Origin of the sequence: Proteiniphilum saccharofermentans, from assembly GCF_900095135.1 — a bacterium.
Classification (GTDB): domain Bacteria; phylum Bacteroidota; class Bacteroidia; order Bacteroidales; family Dysgonomonadaceae; genus Proteiniphilum; species Proteiniphilum saccharofermentans.
The window spans coordinates 4,241,215-4,255,980 of the sequence record NZ_LT605205.1; the positions used below are offsets into that span (position 1 = coordinate 4,241,215).

Genomic DNA, 14,766 nt, shown 5'->3' on the forward strand with positions numbered 1-14,766 from the left:
AACCATGGTTATATCGCTATATCATGCGTGTATGGTTATTTTACTCCTTTTATATGCCTGCGTGCCGTACCAAGCTACCACCACAAAGCATATGAGCGGCAGAATAAATGAAGCATTTACTGCAGGGAATGCCGCTCCTATGGTTCCCATATCGATAATCGCTGCCTGTGCCGGAGGCAATATGGATCCTCCCAATATAGCCATGATCAGCCCTGCCGCACCGAATTTTGCATCGTCTCCCATTCCTTTCAGGGCAATACCATAGATAGTGGGAAACATGAGCGACATACAGGCCGACACTGCTACCAGACAATAAAGTCCCCAAATGTTCTGAAGAAAGATCACTCCCAGCGTAAATATTCCCGCGGCAATGGCAAATGCGCGTAACATTTTTCCGGGATCGAAAAATTTCATCAGGTAAGTGGCAACTAACCGGCTGATACAAAATATGATCATTGCAACAATATTATATTTCTGAGATAGGACTTCAGCTGCCTGTTCTTCCATTCCCTGGTTCATGAAAACACGTGTACCATACTGGATAATAAATGTCCAGCACATAATTTGTGCACCTACATAAAAGAACTGGGCGATAACTCCCTGGCGATAGTTATGAATAGAAAAAATCCTCTTCAGCGTGGCACCAAAGTGAAGGCTTTTATCCGCATCTCCATTTTTTGGCATTCTCGCTATAAGAATGATCAGGAACATCACAATTACAATGATTCCTATCGTGAGATAGGGTGCAATGAGAATGGAAAGGTCGGATTGTTTCATTATTTCAAATTCCGCATCCGAAAGCAGGGCACGCTCTGCGGTACTCATAGGATTAAGCCGTGCCTGAATAAAATTCATGGCCACATACATTCCCATAAGCGAACCTATGGGATTGAATGCCTGTGCCATATTAAGCCTTCGGGTGGCATTCTCTTCGGGACCCATTGTCAGGATATAAGGATTGGCACTGGTTTCAAGGAATGATAATCCGCATGTAAGCACGAAATAAGCTGCCAGGAAGGGATAATAATTTCCCAACTTCATTGCAGGGAAGAACAGAAAAGCTCCCACGGCATACAATGCCAATCCTAACAGAATCCCCGATTTATAGGAAAATCTCTTTATGAATATGGCAGCGGGAAATGCCATGGCGAAATAACCACCATAAAAAGCCAATTGTACCAATGCCCCTTGTGTAACATTCATCCTGAAAATTTTGGAGAACGCCTTTACCATAGGATTGGTAATGTCGTTGGCAAACCCCCATAATGCGAAGCAGGCCGTAATGATGATAAACGGTAACAGATAATTGACACCGTTGTGCTTAAGTAATGGTAATTTTGTTTTATTCATCTTATTATGCATTGAACCACTCCTGATCATTATCTGGCCACCCGGTCTCCCCTCCCCATTGAGTCAATTCAATAGGGAGAAAGGAGTTGGGGCAGTATAATTACTGAGTTGTTGTGGGATTATTTATAAATAGGGCCAAAATTCTTGCAGGCGCGGAAGTCGGCACCTTCTTTGTCCATACCAAAAGCATTCCATGCCGATGGACGGAAGATTTCATCTTCATCCACGTTGTGCATACATACAGGAATTCGAAGGATCGATGCAAGTGTGATCAGATCCTGCCCGATGTGTCCATAGCTGATGGCTCCATGATTAGCTCCCCAGTTGTTCATCACCGAATAAACATCCTTGAAAGGCCCTTTCCCTGTAAGACGCGGAGCAAACCATGTCGTAGGCCATGTTTTATCTGTGCGCCGGTTGATAATGTCATGTACTTCGGGATCGAGATCTACCGTCCATCCTTCAGCTATCTGCAGGACAGGCCCTAAACCATCTACCATATTCAGCCGGGACATGGTGACGGGCATACCGCCTCTGGTAAGGAAGGTGGATGAATATCCCCCTCCACGGAAATAATCACGATTGGCCGGTGACCAGTTGGTAGCAGCAAGACAGGCTTTTGTCTCTTCTTCGGTAATGTTCCAGGGTTCTTTCAGGGCCGGCCTGCCGTCAAGATCCATTCTTCCTGTGCCGTCGAGCGTGGTAGCTCCTGAATTGATCAGGTGTATAACGCCGTTGGCTGCTAGTCCCGTAAGCTCTTTTCCGGTAACTCGTTTTACGGCGTCGGGACTCCAGTAAGTACGTACATCTGAAAAAATCTGCGCTGTATTGGTCAGCAAATGCCCAAATAACATAACAACCGCATTCAGCGAATCGTTTTCAGTGGCAAATGTATAAGCTTCGCGGATACCATTCCAGTCGAACGAAGTAGTCAGTATCGTTTCACTGAAATCGCCGTTGGGCAGGAAATCAGTCCATTGGCGTTGTCCCTGAAATCCCCCGAAGATAGCATTGTGTCCGATCGACTCTTCTTTGAAGCCAATTGCTTCGAGTTTCGGGTTACCCTGCATCAGGTCACGGATGATAATGGTCATTTTTACCACAAACTCCCAATCTTTGTCTTTTTCTTCCCGGCTCTTTTGTTTTTCCGGTCTGTTGAAATCGGCACCTTCGTTCACTTTGCAATATCTCTCGGTCCATGCCATCGCTTTTTCGAACTCTTCGTGGTCATAGATCCCCTCCTGTATCCGTCGTAAGATTTCCGTGGAGTCGATCGACTCGTTGCGGACGCCCAGGTATTTCTGGAAGAAATCCGGATTGACCATCGAACCGGCAATACCCATCGAAACACTGCCGATGGAAAGGTATGACTGCCCTCTCATCGTAGCTACGGCCTGTGCTGCACGGGCAAAACGAAGGAGTTTTCCAGCTACATCTTCAGGGATGGTATTGTCCTGCAAGTCCTGCACCTCGTGTCCGTAGATACCGAATGCCGGTAATCCTTTTTGTGAATGGGATGCCAGTACTGCTGCCAGGTATACGGCACCGGGGCGTTCCGTCCCGTTGAAACCCCAGACAGCTTTAGGGTAGTAGGGATTCATATCCATGGTTTCTGAACCATAACACCAACTTGAAGTCACAGTAATAGTAGAACCTACACCTTCACGCTCAAATTTTGCTGCACAAGCGGCACTCTCACCTACCCGCCCGATGGTACCGTCGGCAATCACACACTCTACCGGGCTTCCATCACCATTCTTCAGGTTACTGCTGATTAGTTCTGCAACTGCTTTTGCCAGATTCATAGTCTTTTCTTCGAGGCTTTCCCTGACGCCTCCCTGACGCCCGTCGATGGTAGGACGAATTCCGATTTTAGGATATTTTCTCATATTCTTTTAGTTTTTAGTGATTTCGTGCTGAACTGTGCTGATCACGGATTAAAAATTAAAGAGAATCCCGTAATATGATCTCTGTCGGTAAAAATTCCTGCACAGGATCTTCATTAATGATAAAATTGGCAGCCAAATTTCCCATTTGTTCCCAATTGACCCCTATGCTCGCTATCCCGTTCTCTATCACTTCATAGAACGGATTCTCATTGTATGCCAGTAATCCGTAATCGCTTCCGGCTTTAAGTTGTTCCAGTCTCCCTTTCCTTATGATCGTAACCAGGTCTTCCTGTTTAATAACCAGGTAAAACGCCTTTTTCAAGATAGAGGTTTTATCTGTGATCTCATCGATAATCTCAAATGGCAGATTGTTGTCAATGCAGAACTTGCTAAAATACTCCTTGCTACTTTGAGGATGCTTATGATGCTTATTAAAGACAAAGAATAATTTCCGGTATCTTTTTAACCGGGCTTTGATTGTTTCCAAAGCATTGTAAAAGGCTTCATCAAAATCCTGGCAAACGTAGGAGTACCCGTCTTTGTCGAATTTCCCAAAATCCAAAAGCAGTAACTTTTTTTTATCAATTCTCGTCAATATCTTTGAAAATCTTTCATTGTGATAATTCATTACCAGATAGCTGTTATGTATACCCACTGAGTTGTTTATTATCTGATTGAAAAGATGTTCATTGTACTGATGGAACCAGAGGTCGATCTCGTAGTAAGAGGGTAGCCTCTCCCGTAATGTATTATACAATACCTCCTTGAAAGGCGTGTATTCATCCAATAATAACAAAATATTCTTAGTGTGCGATGCAACATAATAATTTTTGCCATGTACGGAATCGATAATCCCTCTGCTTTTCAAATCGACGAAAGCTTTGAAAACCGTATCACGGGAAAGGTGAAACCGTTGGCTCAACTGATTGATAGATGGTAATTTATCCCCTACCTTCAACTCACGCGCAGCAATGGATTTTTGTATATAATCCGTCAATTGCTGCACTTTTGTGTTTTTATTATTGAACTGTAATTCCATAGGCCAAGCGTACTGTGCTGTACTGTGCTGACACAAAAGTATGACAAAAAAAAGAAGCGCAAAAAGATTTTCACATGTTATATAACATACATTTGGAATAAAATTATAGTGTAGATTTTCAACTGTTTACACATTTATCTAAAAAAAGTATCCCGGCAGATCATGCCGGGATGCTTTTTAAACCTGTTTTCACTACAATAAAGTCTAATACTCATCCTCGTTGAAGAAAAAATCTTCCTTACTTGGATAATCAGGCCAAATATCCTCAATCGATTCGAATATTTCGCCATCCTCCTCAATTTCCTGCAGATTTTCAATCACCTCCAGCGGAGCGCCCGATCGCTGGGCATAATCAATTAACTCATCTTTTGTAGCGGGCCAAGGAGCATCTTCTAATTTCGATGCCAGTTCAAGTGTCCAATACATTGATAATATATTTAATTTGTTATTTATACAATTTTTTCGCAAATGTATAAAAAGTTTTTATATATCCCCTTGTTCCCAAAATATTTCTTCCGAGGTTTTGTTACTTTCATACCTTGCAAACACAAAAAAGTAGTCTGAAAGCCGATTCAGAAAAATCAGCACCTCTTCTGCAACGGGAAATTTTTCTGCTACACGGTACACATTCCTCTCCGCACGACGGGTCACGGTACGGCATATATGAGCCCGGGCAGCCGCCTCATTACCTCCCGGCAATACAAACCGGTCCAGTCGTGGCAAGTTCTCGTCGATAATATCGATCTGCTCTTCAATACGGACTATATCCCTTTCTGAAATGATACTGGCTGGTTTTGGGTCTTTGCTCTCAGTCTCTGTTGCCAGATAGGATCCCACGGTAAAAAGTTTATGCTGGATGTAGCGGAGAAAGTCGCGGTGCTCCTCTTCTTTCACTGCACAATTCAACCACCCTACATAGCTGTTCAGCTCATCTACCGTACCGTAAGCATCGAGGCGGATATGTGTTTTACTCACCCGCATCCCTCTTACCAATGAAGTAGTTCCCTTGTCGCCGGTTTTGGTATATACTATACTTTTTTTCATATTTCTATTTTCTATTATTATTCGCTCCCACCCAGGCACTTAACTACTTAGGCACCTTTCTACCTTTTTATCTAAATCACACCAAATAATTTTCCTTATGAAAATCAGGCGTCAGGAAAACAATTCCAGTATCTTTTACATCGAATGTTATCCGTGTTCTCAAATCATGAACGATTTTATGCCAAAATTGTTTACCTCTCCCTTTTTTTATAGGGTGCAACACCCAAAACGTACCGGAATGGCTTAATTCCGCCAATGTTTCCATATCGGGAATATATCCTCTTTCAAAGTTAATAAAAATCGCATCAAAACGCTCACCCTGACATTCAGATAGTGAAGAGACAAACCCGATCTTCACTCCTCTCTGTTTTTGAAAGTCTGCGGCGACAAAATGCTTCTCATGACCTTCCTCCACACAAATACAAGAAATATGCTTCGAAGGCGCCACAAGGAACAAGGTATTGATACCAATGCCCGAATTGATCTCCAATATATTCTTAGCCTGAAGATAATGTATCAGCCGGAAAGAAAGATGATTATAAGTGGTAATGGATTCTTCAGGATTGATGTTGTGCTGCGATACGATCCCGTAGATATCAGAAAAGGCATAAAAGCTATAGGGAGAATAAATTACATTGGTAATCAGATTATAGGCGAATGGTGAATGTACTCCGTAGCCCTTTGCTTGTTTTTTACGCAATAACCAACGGAAACAGGTATAAAACTTCTTTTCGCAAAAGCCTACAAATCTCGCAAGCCCATTAAAGCCCGGCATATTCCCTCCATTACGATTTGCATATTAACGCTACCGCATAAGCAGTGATACCCTCTTCACGTCCCACGAAACCCATTTTCTCGGATGTAGTCGCCTTGATAGAGATAAGCCCATCACTTACCCCCATCACTTCTGCTAACTTTCGCCGCATCGCAGGAATATGGGGATTGAGCTTTGGCTGCTCCGCACAGACAGTCGCATCAATATTTCCAAGGGCATACCCTTTCTCTCCCAATAAATTCATTGTCTCTCCCAGGAGAAGTTTACTGTCAACATTGTGATACTCCGGAGATGTGTCGGGAAAATGATACCCGATATCACGCAGGTTAGCAGCTCCCAACAGGGCATCACAGATGGCATGGATAAGCACATCTGCATCAGAATGTCCCAGCAGACCTTTTTCATAGTCCAGCTTAACCCCTCCGATCCAGAGTTCCCTCCCTTCCTGAAGGCGATGCATATCATAACCAAATCCGACGCGTATTTGCATAGCTTTATCGCATTAAATTCCTAATTCCTTCCATATCGAAGCCAAGAGAGACCCGTAACGTCTGATCCAGCGGATTAGATTGGGCTGTCGACACCAAATAAGCGGCATCTATCTGAAAAAAATCACTCCTGAAACCGGCACCAAAAGTAAAATAACGGCGATTACCCTTATACTCGCTCTCGTGATAGTAGCCGGTCCTGACTGAAAACCGGTTGTCATAGCGGTATTCTGCTCCAAGCGACCACATGACCTCCTGCATCTCTTCCTTGAAACCGCCGGGAGCATCACCCAATGATTTGAAAATACCACCAATAGAAGATATATTCTGATATTCTTCGATACGCCGTTGTGCTTCATCATCGCTCTCATTCTCCGAAGCCAACCGGGGAGTAGGTACCAGAAGCTTATTGACATCAAAACTGAGGGAGAGCGTATTTTTGGGATCCAGGGGATACCCTAAAGAGGCACCGAGCCGTAAATTTGCGGGAAGGAACATGGAACTGTTTCCTCCATCGTATGAGATTTTTGTGCCGATATTGGAGATATTAAATCCCAATCCGAAAAGCGCTTCTGAACGTCCCATATAGAAATAGGATTCATTATAACCGGCAATATCCGCAGAAAATGCGTTTCCAGGCGTAGTTTCATCATCGCCCGTGGAATAATCTGCATGGATATAGCGTAGGGTAACCGCCCCGGAGAAAGTTTCAGTAAGCTTTCTGGAATAACCTACATCGAAAGCCAACTCATGCGGCGCTACAGTCTGCCAAAATTCATCATTGAGACCGCCGACCTCCATTTCCCCCAACGAGAAATAACGTAAGGAGGCACTGATGGCATTGAGATTATCGTTACCGAACTTCCAGTAACCCGATGTATAGAGCAAGTGAATATCACTCACCAGTTTGCTGAGCCAAGGTGTATATGAAAACGCGATGCCTGCTTCACCCGAAATAAACGGATATTTGGCCGCGTTCCAGTGCTGGGAATAGACATCGGGCATAGTAGCCGCTCCTATATCTCCCATTCCTCCACCTCTGGCATCGGGTGCGATCTGTAAGGAAGGCAAAGCGACCGGGATCGGGTTATATTCTTGGGCTGCGGCAGAAAAGTATGCCGTCGGCCAAAACATGCAGCACAATATAGTAAGAATTATTTTATTCATATTGTATCGATATGGCGGTTGAGTGATGTCATTTAATCCGGAAATCCAATAACTTCCGGTCGTCAAGATACCCCTGCAGATGGTCGTCGATCGCTACCGGGCCGATGCCTGCCGGTGTACCGGTGAAAATAAGATCCCCTATCTTCAGCGTAAAGAATCGGCTGATATAGGCTATAATTTTATCCACCGAATAGATCATATCCTCCGTATTACCCTGTTGGACGGTTTGATCATTGATCTCAAGCCGGAGATCAATGCTCCGGATATCGGACACCTCATTTTTAGAGATAAATTTTCCGATAGCAGCCGAATTATCGAAACCTTTTGCAATCTCCCACGGCAAACCCAGCTCTTTCTGTTTTCTCTGTAAATCCCTTGCGGTGAAATCTATACCTACGGTAATTTGATCGTAATAACGGCAAGCAAAACGCTCGCCTATATTTTTCCCCAAACGGTTTATCTTTACCACCAATTCCGTTTCATAATGTATCTCATCCGAAAAATCGGGAAGAAAAAACGGTTTGCCATCTTTCAGCAGAGCGGTATCCGGCTTCATAAAGATGACCGGCTCCGTACTCTGAAACGTACGTTCCATCTCTTTATTGTGGGAAGCATAGTTTAATCCGACAGCAAAAATTTTCATTCTCTAAGAATTATCCGTTCAACCGGTTAAACATTACGGCGAGGTGGGCGTAAAGCGAGGTGTTTTGAAGTACTGTTCCCTCCGGTACACGTATCCGGAAAGGCGTAAAATTCCAGATAGCTTTCACTCCACCACGAATCATATATTCTGACACCTCCTGGGCAGCTCCGGGCGGCACGGTAAGAACCCCTATCTCCGCCTTCATCTCTTTGTTCCGCTCTATAAATTCATTGGAATGAAACACCGGAATATGGTGTATTGCGTGATTAACAATAGCAGGATTAACGTCATACCCTGCAATAATTTTCAACCCGAATTGTTCGAGGCCCGAGTCCGACAACAGGGCGGCACCCAGGCTTCCCACTCCAAAAACTACTGCCGTATGCGTATTTGTAAATCCAAGGAACGACTCCAGCACATTGATCAGGTCGTCTATATCATAACCTACCCTTGTCTTTCCGCTTATATCGACATAGGAAAGATCTTTGGCAATCTGTGAGGCGGAAACATCTATCTTTTTTGCAATCTGCGTAGAGGAGACAATGGTTTCCCCCTGGCTCTTAAGGAGTTTCACATATGACAAGTACCAGGGAAGCCTCCTGAGAGCCGGTTCGGGTATTTTTGCGGAATATATCAGATCTGACATATCTTTTTTTCAATTTCATTAGATATTTTCTACACTCGGCATAACCAAAGCAAGCTTTGTTTCTGCTCTTACTGAACGAAAATATTGATAATCTTTAGTATTTTACAAAGATAGGTTCTTTTTGGATAAATTACAGATTTTTTTTCTTATTTTATGGGTGAGCAGAGTCAAGCAGCAAGTGCAATTTACATTAATTGTTTGTAAAACTCAACTTTTGGTGTGCTGAAGCTTAATTTTTCTCTTGGTCGATTGTTCAATTTATGCTGTATTTGCTTTAATCTCCCCGGGGGATAGTCCTTGAATGATGCCCCCTTGGGGATGTATTGCCGGATGAGTTTATTAGCATTTTCAATCGCTCCTTTTTGCCACGATGAATAGGGGTCTGTAAAATATACGGGGACTCCCAGTCTTTTAGTTATCATTTCATGGGCGGCGAACTCCGTGCCGTTATCCGTGGTGATGGTCTTTATTATATCCTTGTAGGGTAGCAGCATGTTAGCAAGCACTTTTGCCACCTCCTTGGAGTCCTTGCCCCGGGGCAGTCCCCTGGTCATTACAAGGTTCGTTTTCCTTTCCGTTACCGTCAAGATCACCTCCGATTGATTGGCTCCTATTATCGTGTCCATTTCAAAGTCACCGAACCGGCTCCCGTCGGCCTCCACGGGCCTTTCCCGGATGCTTCTCCGGTTGGGGATGCCCTTGACTGACCCCACCGGCCTCTTGCGGTGCTTGAGCTTGTGGCGGCAATGCGTGTAAAGGTCACCCCCGGCTATTTTGTCCTCCCGGATCCACTTGTAAATGGTCTCGTGGGAAACCCGGATTTGCTTGTATTTCTCCAAATATCCGCTGATCTGCTTGGGAGACCATTCATCACGGACAAGCCGGAACACCTTCTGTTTAATCCACTCCGGGGTGTCCCTGTTCCCGGGCAAACGCTCCTTTCTCTCTTGTGCCATCTCGTGAGCCAAGCGCCAGGAGTAACCTCCATGTTTCTTCTTGTTACGACCCAGTTCCCTGGACACCGTTGAAGGACTGACCCCTATGGACTCTGCGATGGTTCGCTGGCTGTCACCATTTTTTATACCTAAATAAATCGCGTACCTTTGTTCTGAAGTTAACTGTTTGTATTTTTTTCTCATAAGCAACATAATAGTTAATTTTAGGGAGACTTCGGTCTCCTTTTTCTTTTATGTTGCCGCTTGACTCTCCTCGGGGGCTTCGCGCCCCCGGCCGTTAGGCAAACCCCCGCGGTGTTTTTCATGATTGTTTTGAAGAAATCATTTCAAAAAACAACACCCGGGTGTTGCACTTCTAAGTTGAACTTAGGGTGCCTGGTTCCCGATACATCCCGCAAGACTGCCTTGATTGAACCAATCCTAAGGGTGGTGTCTATAATCACCGGGATACGATTTTCATCATTGGTGAGCGAGGCTTTTAAAGCTTCTTTCTGATTAGAAAAGGCATCATCGAGAATAGTCATTGTGAGATTAATCACTTCGTAATTTTTTCCATTATTCGCTTTTACCGATGAGATACCCTGGTAATTGACATACATATTCACAGGTTTTCTTCCTGCAATGAAACGTATATGGTGCCTGTCGCCCGGCCTCATGTCTGCATAATCGAGATTCCGGATGTAGGGCAATACTGAGAGGTAATCATAGGTACAATATTCGGTGGTGACCACTTCATCGAACTGTTCTTTTCCGTTCATGACGCGAAATGCACGTATTTTCACCTTATCTCCGTCATAGGTATAAGATTGCCTCTCCACGGAATAGTCTTTTCCCTCAAACGCTTCCTTGGTAAATAACAAAGGACGTATATCCTTATCAATAAAAGAGGTGAGTGTATCGTTTACAGTGTATAGGCTCCCTGCCAGGCCGGAGGTATTGAATAACATCACCATCTTATAAGCATTCTCACCACGATAATTTGCTTCGGTCACTGAGAGTGACCCTCTTCCTGCACGTGCATTGAAAAAGCCTAAATTCAAATAGAGATCATACTTTATATCCTCGCCGCTCGCAAAAGCAGTATTGGTCAGTTTACACTGTGCATCTACCCCTATTACATTTAGCAATAAAAACAGTAAAACGGGGATAGATCTAGCTTTTTGATTGATCATAACTTTAAATTTACGGAGTGTATAGTTGCAATAACTAATGCATACCTCCCGGTTGCTATCTCATATTGGAAGGAGCTCCCGCACCTGTGCCTCCTCCGGAAAAGGGAGAATTCTGCTGATTTTGCCGCTGCTGTTGCTCTCTCTCCCGATTCGGATCCCGCCGCTTTTTCTCTTCCGGCTTATTCTTGGTTATCTCCAATGGTTTCTGATTGAATACGGGCGTTGCATGCACATTCCAGTCTTCCGAATGATCTGAAAAAGCCCTTATTACAAATTTACCGGGATAATAAAACACCTCTTCCGGTTGTCGCCCCTCTTCATAATTTCCGGTAGTCCATACACCATCGTCATTTTCATCTATTACAATGCGCGCATAGACCTCACCGGGAGGCAAATCCTGAAATCTTGCCCTACCCGCTTTGACATAACTCCTGCGAAAAGGTTTATCCGACTTATCGAGCAGTTCCACAAAAGCCGTCTTATCTTCAGGAAGCCCGGTGATGGATATCTCCATGTTTCCATACTGATCCAGTGGCTTCACAGTGAAAGATTGTTCATACTTGTTGTTCCAGAGTCCATAATGACTGGTGATGGCGGCAGAGTCTATCAGCATTTTGTATTTACCACCGGGCTTCCAGCGGGGACGCAGGGTGAACTTGCGCGGATTCAGCGAGTCGGACTCCAGATGAAAAGGTATAGCCTCGAATAAGGAATCCACCTCTGTCAATAATTGCACGTAAGTAGAGTCGAATGCCATAACAGGTTGTTCAAACTCTATCCGGATAGGGTTGTACAACTCGAATGAAGACTGAACATTAGTATTAATGTTCAAAAATGTGATCTGTTCTTCCTCCCCTTCTTTTTTCTCTGTATTGGCTCTCTCCCGGCCCGTCCGCCTCATATTGAAATTGAGGGTATCTGTTGCAATATAATTATTGTTGGCTGAGTCGGTACGTATATAATTGATCTGCATACTCAATGAATCCTGTTTATAGACCAAGGAGTCGGTAATCCAAAGCATAAGGGTGTCATTTTTAGCACTCCGTTCGGCGATAAACCAATCATTATTCCTTACCTCCGGTTTCAGTAAAAAGAAAGTCGGCATATCGGTCGGCGAGGCGAAAAAAAGGTTGAGTTTATGTGCTTCGGGGCGTTCATGCTTTTGCAGGAACTGGCGTTGGAAATCGGACAGGAAAGAGCGCAACAGCAGGTCATCCGGCACAAAACGGGTATATTGTACGATAAGTATCGTATCTATGGTGAGACTGTCCTGAAAGATAGTATCCTGCCGTACCGCCGATATGGTGGAGGGTATTACAATAGAATCCAAAAAGGCAATACTTTCCTGTGGATTATCATATTTATAATCCCTGTTCAGGTCATTCAGTGCAAATACCCTGTACTTTCCCGGAGCCATCCCCCTTACAACGAAGTTTCCACGCGAATCTGTCCTGGAAATCCGTTCAAACGGTATATGGGTAAAAGCCGTATCATGATGATTGGAATGAACACCTACATATATACCTGTGACCGGTTCCAGATCCGGAGCTGATAATACTTTTCCTCCAATCGATAAGGTATCAAGCCGGTCGCCGGTAGAAAAAGAATAGACAAAATTCTCTAACGGGTTACCTTCGTTATTATCCACAATTGCATCGGTAAAATCGATGGTGTAAGTAGTATTGGGCAACAGTGTGTCTTTGATTTCAACAATAGCATTTCTCCCTGCCGAACGGATTACCGGCATATTCTTCTGTGGAGGAGTAATAATTACTTTCTCACTGGGTTTCTCGATTTTAATATTTTCATCGAACTCAATCACTATCCTCGTCGGGGTAGCATTCAATGAGTTAAAGGCAGGGGTGGCTTTTTTCACCACCGGCGGGTCCACGTCATAAGCCCCTCCGGTAGGTGCGGCCATATTCGCACAGGAATGATACAAGACGGCAATCAGCGTCATGAAAAAAGACCAGGAGAGGAATGTGAAGATTTTACGCACCATTAGTTCATTAAATTAGACACAAATGTACAATGTTTTATGCAGTCTCATACATTTTTTTCATTTTTTACCACATTGTCATTGGAGATGGGACAGTAGGACCGGGGTTCTCCTCAGTCCAGCTATAAAAAAGTTTGGAATTTTAGATAATTGGTTGTAACTTCGAATTTTAAACCTGACTGCTATGCCTTGTAAAGAAGAACTGTTACATTATATATGGAAGTTCAGGCTTTATCCCCCCGATTCGCTCGAAACGATGGATGGGCGAAGGGTAGAGGTGATTGATCCTGGAATACACAATCTGCATGCAGGGCCCGATTTCTTTAATGCCAAGGTGAAAATCGGTGATGAGCTCTGGGCCGGAGATATAGAGATCCATCGCTCTTCCGATGAATGGGAGCGGCATGGGCATCATACCGACAAGACCTACAATTCTGTGATCCTGCACCTGTCGGAGCGTCTGAACAGGATAATAAAAAATGAGAAAGGGCAACAAATACCACAGTGCAAGCTGTCTGTCCCCGATGAGATACGAAAAAATGCTGACTATCTTATTTATAGCCATAGCGCTGTTCCATGCAAGGATCATCTTTCTTCACTTCCGGAGGTGTTGATCCGCTCATTCCTTGGCCGGTTGGCAATTGAGCGGTTGGAAAGAAAAACCAACGATATCTTTACTCATCTGGATCGTTTTCATCAATCGTGGGATGAGGTGTTCTATGTATTGCTTACGCGTAATTTCGGATTCGGACTGAATAGCGATACATTTGAACGACTCGCACTTTCGTTACCATTCAAATGTATCCGGCGGCACGGCGACAGCCTGTTTCAGGTGGAGGCGTTGTTGTTCGGACAGGCCGGGTTATTGGAGGAGTCCGGATACCGGGAAGGTAAGAGTGGCTATTTCCTGCAGTTGCAGAATGAATACCGTTTCCTGAGAAGTAAATATTCATTGACACCCCTGGAGGGTTACCTGTTCAAAAGAATGAGAGTCCGCCCACATTCATTCCCTGAAATACGTATCGCACAACTGGCGGCTTTACTGCAGTCGTCAGGCAGGCTGTTCTCTTTGGTCCTTGAGCAAAAGGAGACCGATGACTGGATGTCACTGTTCCGGGCATCCCCTTCCCTATATTGGCATACCCATTATTCTTTCGGAAAACAGTCTCCCGAGTCAGATAGACAATTGGGCAATACATCGAGGCAGATTCTGTTGATTAACACTGTGGTACCTATATTATTCGCTTACGGTAAAAAAATGTCCACAGAGAGCTATTGCGACAGAGCTATTCATCTTTTAGAGTCATTAGGGCCGGAGAGAAACGTGATCATATCCGAATTCTCTGACGCGGGAGTGATTCCTCGAAACTCATTTGAGACGCAAGCCCTTATACAACTGCGAAGGGTCTATTGTGACACACGGAAGTGCCTGTTCTGCAGGATCGGACATCAGTTGCTCTCCCGAAATTAATTTGGAATTCTGTCCACTCATCCACCTAACCACTTCCTAATCACCTAGCCACTCAGGCACCTTTCCATCCTCACTCATTGGGAATATGGGGAATTTTGATTAATTTTGCACCCTCATCGTTCATTCT

The 14,766-nt window shown here is 44.3% G+C and carries 14 protein-coding genes; 1 reads left to right on the plus strand and 13 read right to left on the minus strand.

Features of this window, described 5'->3' with window-relative positions; translation table 11 throughout:
* Positions 1–21 precede the first annotated feature (21 nt).
* From fucP to PSM36_RS16565, 13 genes are all read right to left on the minus strand, one after another.
* On the minus strand, positions 22–1,350 hold the full coding sequence (fucP, locus tag PSM36_RS16505; protein WP_076931843.1) for an L-fucose:H+ symporter permease: 1,329 nt from the start codon (positions 1,348–1,350) through the stop codon (positions 22–24).
* Between the two features lie 119 nt (positions 1,351–1,469).
* Complete coding sequence (gene fucI, locus PSM36_RS16510) at positions 1,470–3,239, minus strand: L-fucose isomerase (protein ID WP_076931844.1); 1,770 nt, start codon at positions 3,237–3,239, stop codon at positions 1,470–1,472.
* A 55-nt stretch (positions 3,240–3,294) separates the two neighbouring features.
* Positions 3,295–4,278: a GntR family transcriptional regulator gene (locus PSM36_RS16515; protein ID WP_076931845.1), complete on the minus strand. Its 984-nt coding sequence runs from the start codon at positions 4,276–4,278 to the stop codon at positions 3,295–3,297.
* 204 nt (positions 4,279–4,482) lie between these two features.
* Positions 4,483–4,704, minus strand: coding sequence for a DUF2795 domain-containing protein (locus tag PSM36_RS16520; protein ID WP_019538324.1), 222 nt, complete (start codon positions 4,702–4,704; stop codon positions 4,483–4,485).
* 57 nt (positions 4,705–4,761) lie between these two features.
* Positions 4,762–5,322, minus strand: coding sequence for a cob(I)yrinic acid a,c-diamide adenosyltransferase (locus PSM36_RS16525; RefSeq protein ID WP_076931846.1), 561 nt, complete (start codon positions 5,320–5,322; stop codon positions 4,762–4,764).
* 76 nt (positions 5,323–5,398) lie between these two features.
* Positions 5,399–6,097 (minus strand): O-methyltransferase, encoded by a 699-nt coding sequence (locus PSM36_RS16530; protein WP_092026396.1) that lies wholly within the window; start codon positions 6,095–6,097, stop codon positions 5,399–5,401.
* Between the two features lie 10 nt (positions 6,098–6,107).
* Positions 6,108–6,587 (minus strand): 2-C-methyl-D-erythritol 2,4-cyclodiphosphate synthase, encoded by a 480-nt coding sequence (gene ispF, locus PSM36_RS16535; RefSeq protein ID WP_076931848.1) that lies wholly within the window; start codon positions 6,585–6,587, stop codon positions 6,108–6,110.
* 4 nt (positions 6,588–6,591) lie between these two features.
* A complete protein-coding gene (gene porV, locus PSM36_RS16540; RefSeq protein ID WP_076931849.1) occupies positions 6,592–7,752 on the minus strand; it encodes a type IX secretion system outer membrane channel protein PorV in 1,161 nt (386 codons plus the stop codon).
* A gap of 28 nt (positions 7,753–7,780) precedes the next feature.
* Positions 7,781–8,395, minus strand: coding sequence for a fumarylacetoacetate hydrolase family protein (locus PSM36_RS16545; RefSeq protein ID WP_076931850.1), 615 nt, complete (start codon positions 8,393–8,395; stop codon positions 7,781–7,783).
* Between the two features lie 10 nt (positions 8,396–8,405).
* A complete protein-coding gene (locus PSM36_RS16550) occupies positions 8,406–9,041 on the minus strand; it encodes a redox-sensing transcriptional repressor Rex (protein ID WP_076931851.1) in 636 nt (211 codons plus the stop codon).
* A 185-nt stretch (positions 9,042–9,226) separates the two neighbouring features.
* Positions 9,227–10,180: an IS30 family transposase gene (locus tag PSM36_RS16555; RefSeq protein ID WP_076931996.1), complete on the minus strand. Its 954-nt coding sequence runs from the start codon at positions 10,178–10,180 to the stop codon at positions 9,227–9,229.
* A 143-nt stretch (positions 10,181–10,323) separates the two neighbouring features.
* On the minus strand, positions 10,324–11,169 hold the full coding sequence (locus tag PSM36_RS16560; RefSeq protein WP_083711108.1) for a DUF3108 domain-containing protein: 846 nt from the start codon (positions 11,167–11,169) through the stop codon (positions 10,324–10,326).
* 55 nt (positions 11,170–11,224) lie between these two features.
* A complete protein-coding gene (locus tag PSM36_RS16565) occupies positions 11,225–13,171 on the minus strand; it encodes an Ig-like domain-containing protein (protein WP_076931852.1) in 1,947 nt (648 codons plus the stop codon).
* A 181-nt stretch (positions 13,172–13,352) separates the two neighbouring features.
* Here PSM36_RS16565 and PSM36_RS16570 point away from each other — a divergent pair, with 181 nt between their 5' ends.
* Positions 13,353–14,639, plus strand: coding sequence for a DUF2851 family protein (locus PSM36_RS16570; RefSeq protein ID WP_076931853.1), 1,287 nt, complete (start codon positions 13,353–13,355; stop codon positions 14,637–14,639).
* The last annotated feature ends 127 nt before the right edge of the window (positions 14,640–14,766 follow it).

What these genes read in the sequence shown, in the direction of transcription:
- PSM36_RS16545 (WP_076931850.1), bottom strand. Translation starts at nt 8,395, where the DNA reads ATGAAAATTTTTGCTGTCGGATTAAACTATGCTTCCCACAATAAAGAG.
- fucI (WP_076931844.1), bottom strand. Translation starts at nt 3,239, where the DNA reads ATGAGAAAATATCCTAAAATCGGAATTCGTCCTACCATCGACGGGCGT.
- PSM36_RS16560 (WP_083711108.1), bottom strand. Translation starts at nt 11,169, where the DNA reads ATGATCAATCAAAAAGCTAGATCTATCCCCGTTTTACTGTTTTTATTG.
- PSM36_RS16565 (WP_076931852.1), bottom strand. Translation starts at nt 13,171, where the DNA reads ATGGTGCGTAAAATCTTCACATTCCTCTCCTGGTCTTTTTTCATGACG.
- PSM36_RS16525 (WP_076931846.1), bottom strand. Translation starts at nt 5,322, where the DNA reads ATGAAAAAAAGTATAGTATATACCAAAACCGGCGACAAGGGAACTACT.
- porV (WP_076931849.1), bottom strand. Translation starts at nt 7,752, where the DNA reads ATGAATAAAATAATTCTTACTATATTGTGCTGCATGTTTTGGCCGACG.
- fucP (WP_076931843.1), bottom strand. Translation starts at nt 1,350, where the DNA reads ATGAATAAAACAAAATTACCATTACTTAAGCACAACGGTGTCAATTAT.
- ispF (WP_076931848.1), bottom strand. Translation starts at nt 6,587, where the DNA reads ATGCAAATACGCGTCGGATTTGGTTATGATATGCATCGCCTTCAGGAA.
- PSM36_RS16570 (WP_076931853.1), top strand. Translation starts at nt 13,353, where the DNA reads ATGCCTTGTAAAGAAGAACTGTTACATTATATATGGAAGTTCAGGCTT.
- PSM36_RS16530 (WP_092026396.1), bottom strand. Translation starts at nt 6,097, where the DNA reads ATGCCGGGCTTTAATGGGCTTGCGAGATTTGTAGGCTTTTGCGAAAAG.
- PSM36_RS16520 (WP_019538324.1), bottom strand. Translation starts at nt 4,704, where the DNA reads ATGTATTGGACACTTGAACTGGCATCGAAATTAGAAGATGCTCCTTGG.
- PSM36_RS16515 (WP_076931845.1), bottom strand. Translation starts at nt 4,278, where the DNA reads ATGGAATTACAGTTCAATAATAAAAACACAAAAGTGCAGCAATTGACG.
- PSM36_RS16555 (WP_076931996.1), bottom strand. Translation starts at nt 10,180, where the DNA reads ATGAGAAAAAAATACAAACAGTTAACTTCAGAACAAAGGTACGCGATT.
- PSM36_RS16550 (WP_076931851.1), bottom strand. Translation starts at nt 9,041, where the DNA reads ATGTCAGATCTGATATATTCCGCAAAAATACCCGAACCGGCTCTCAGG.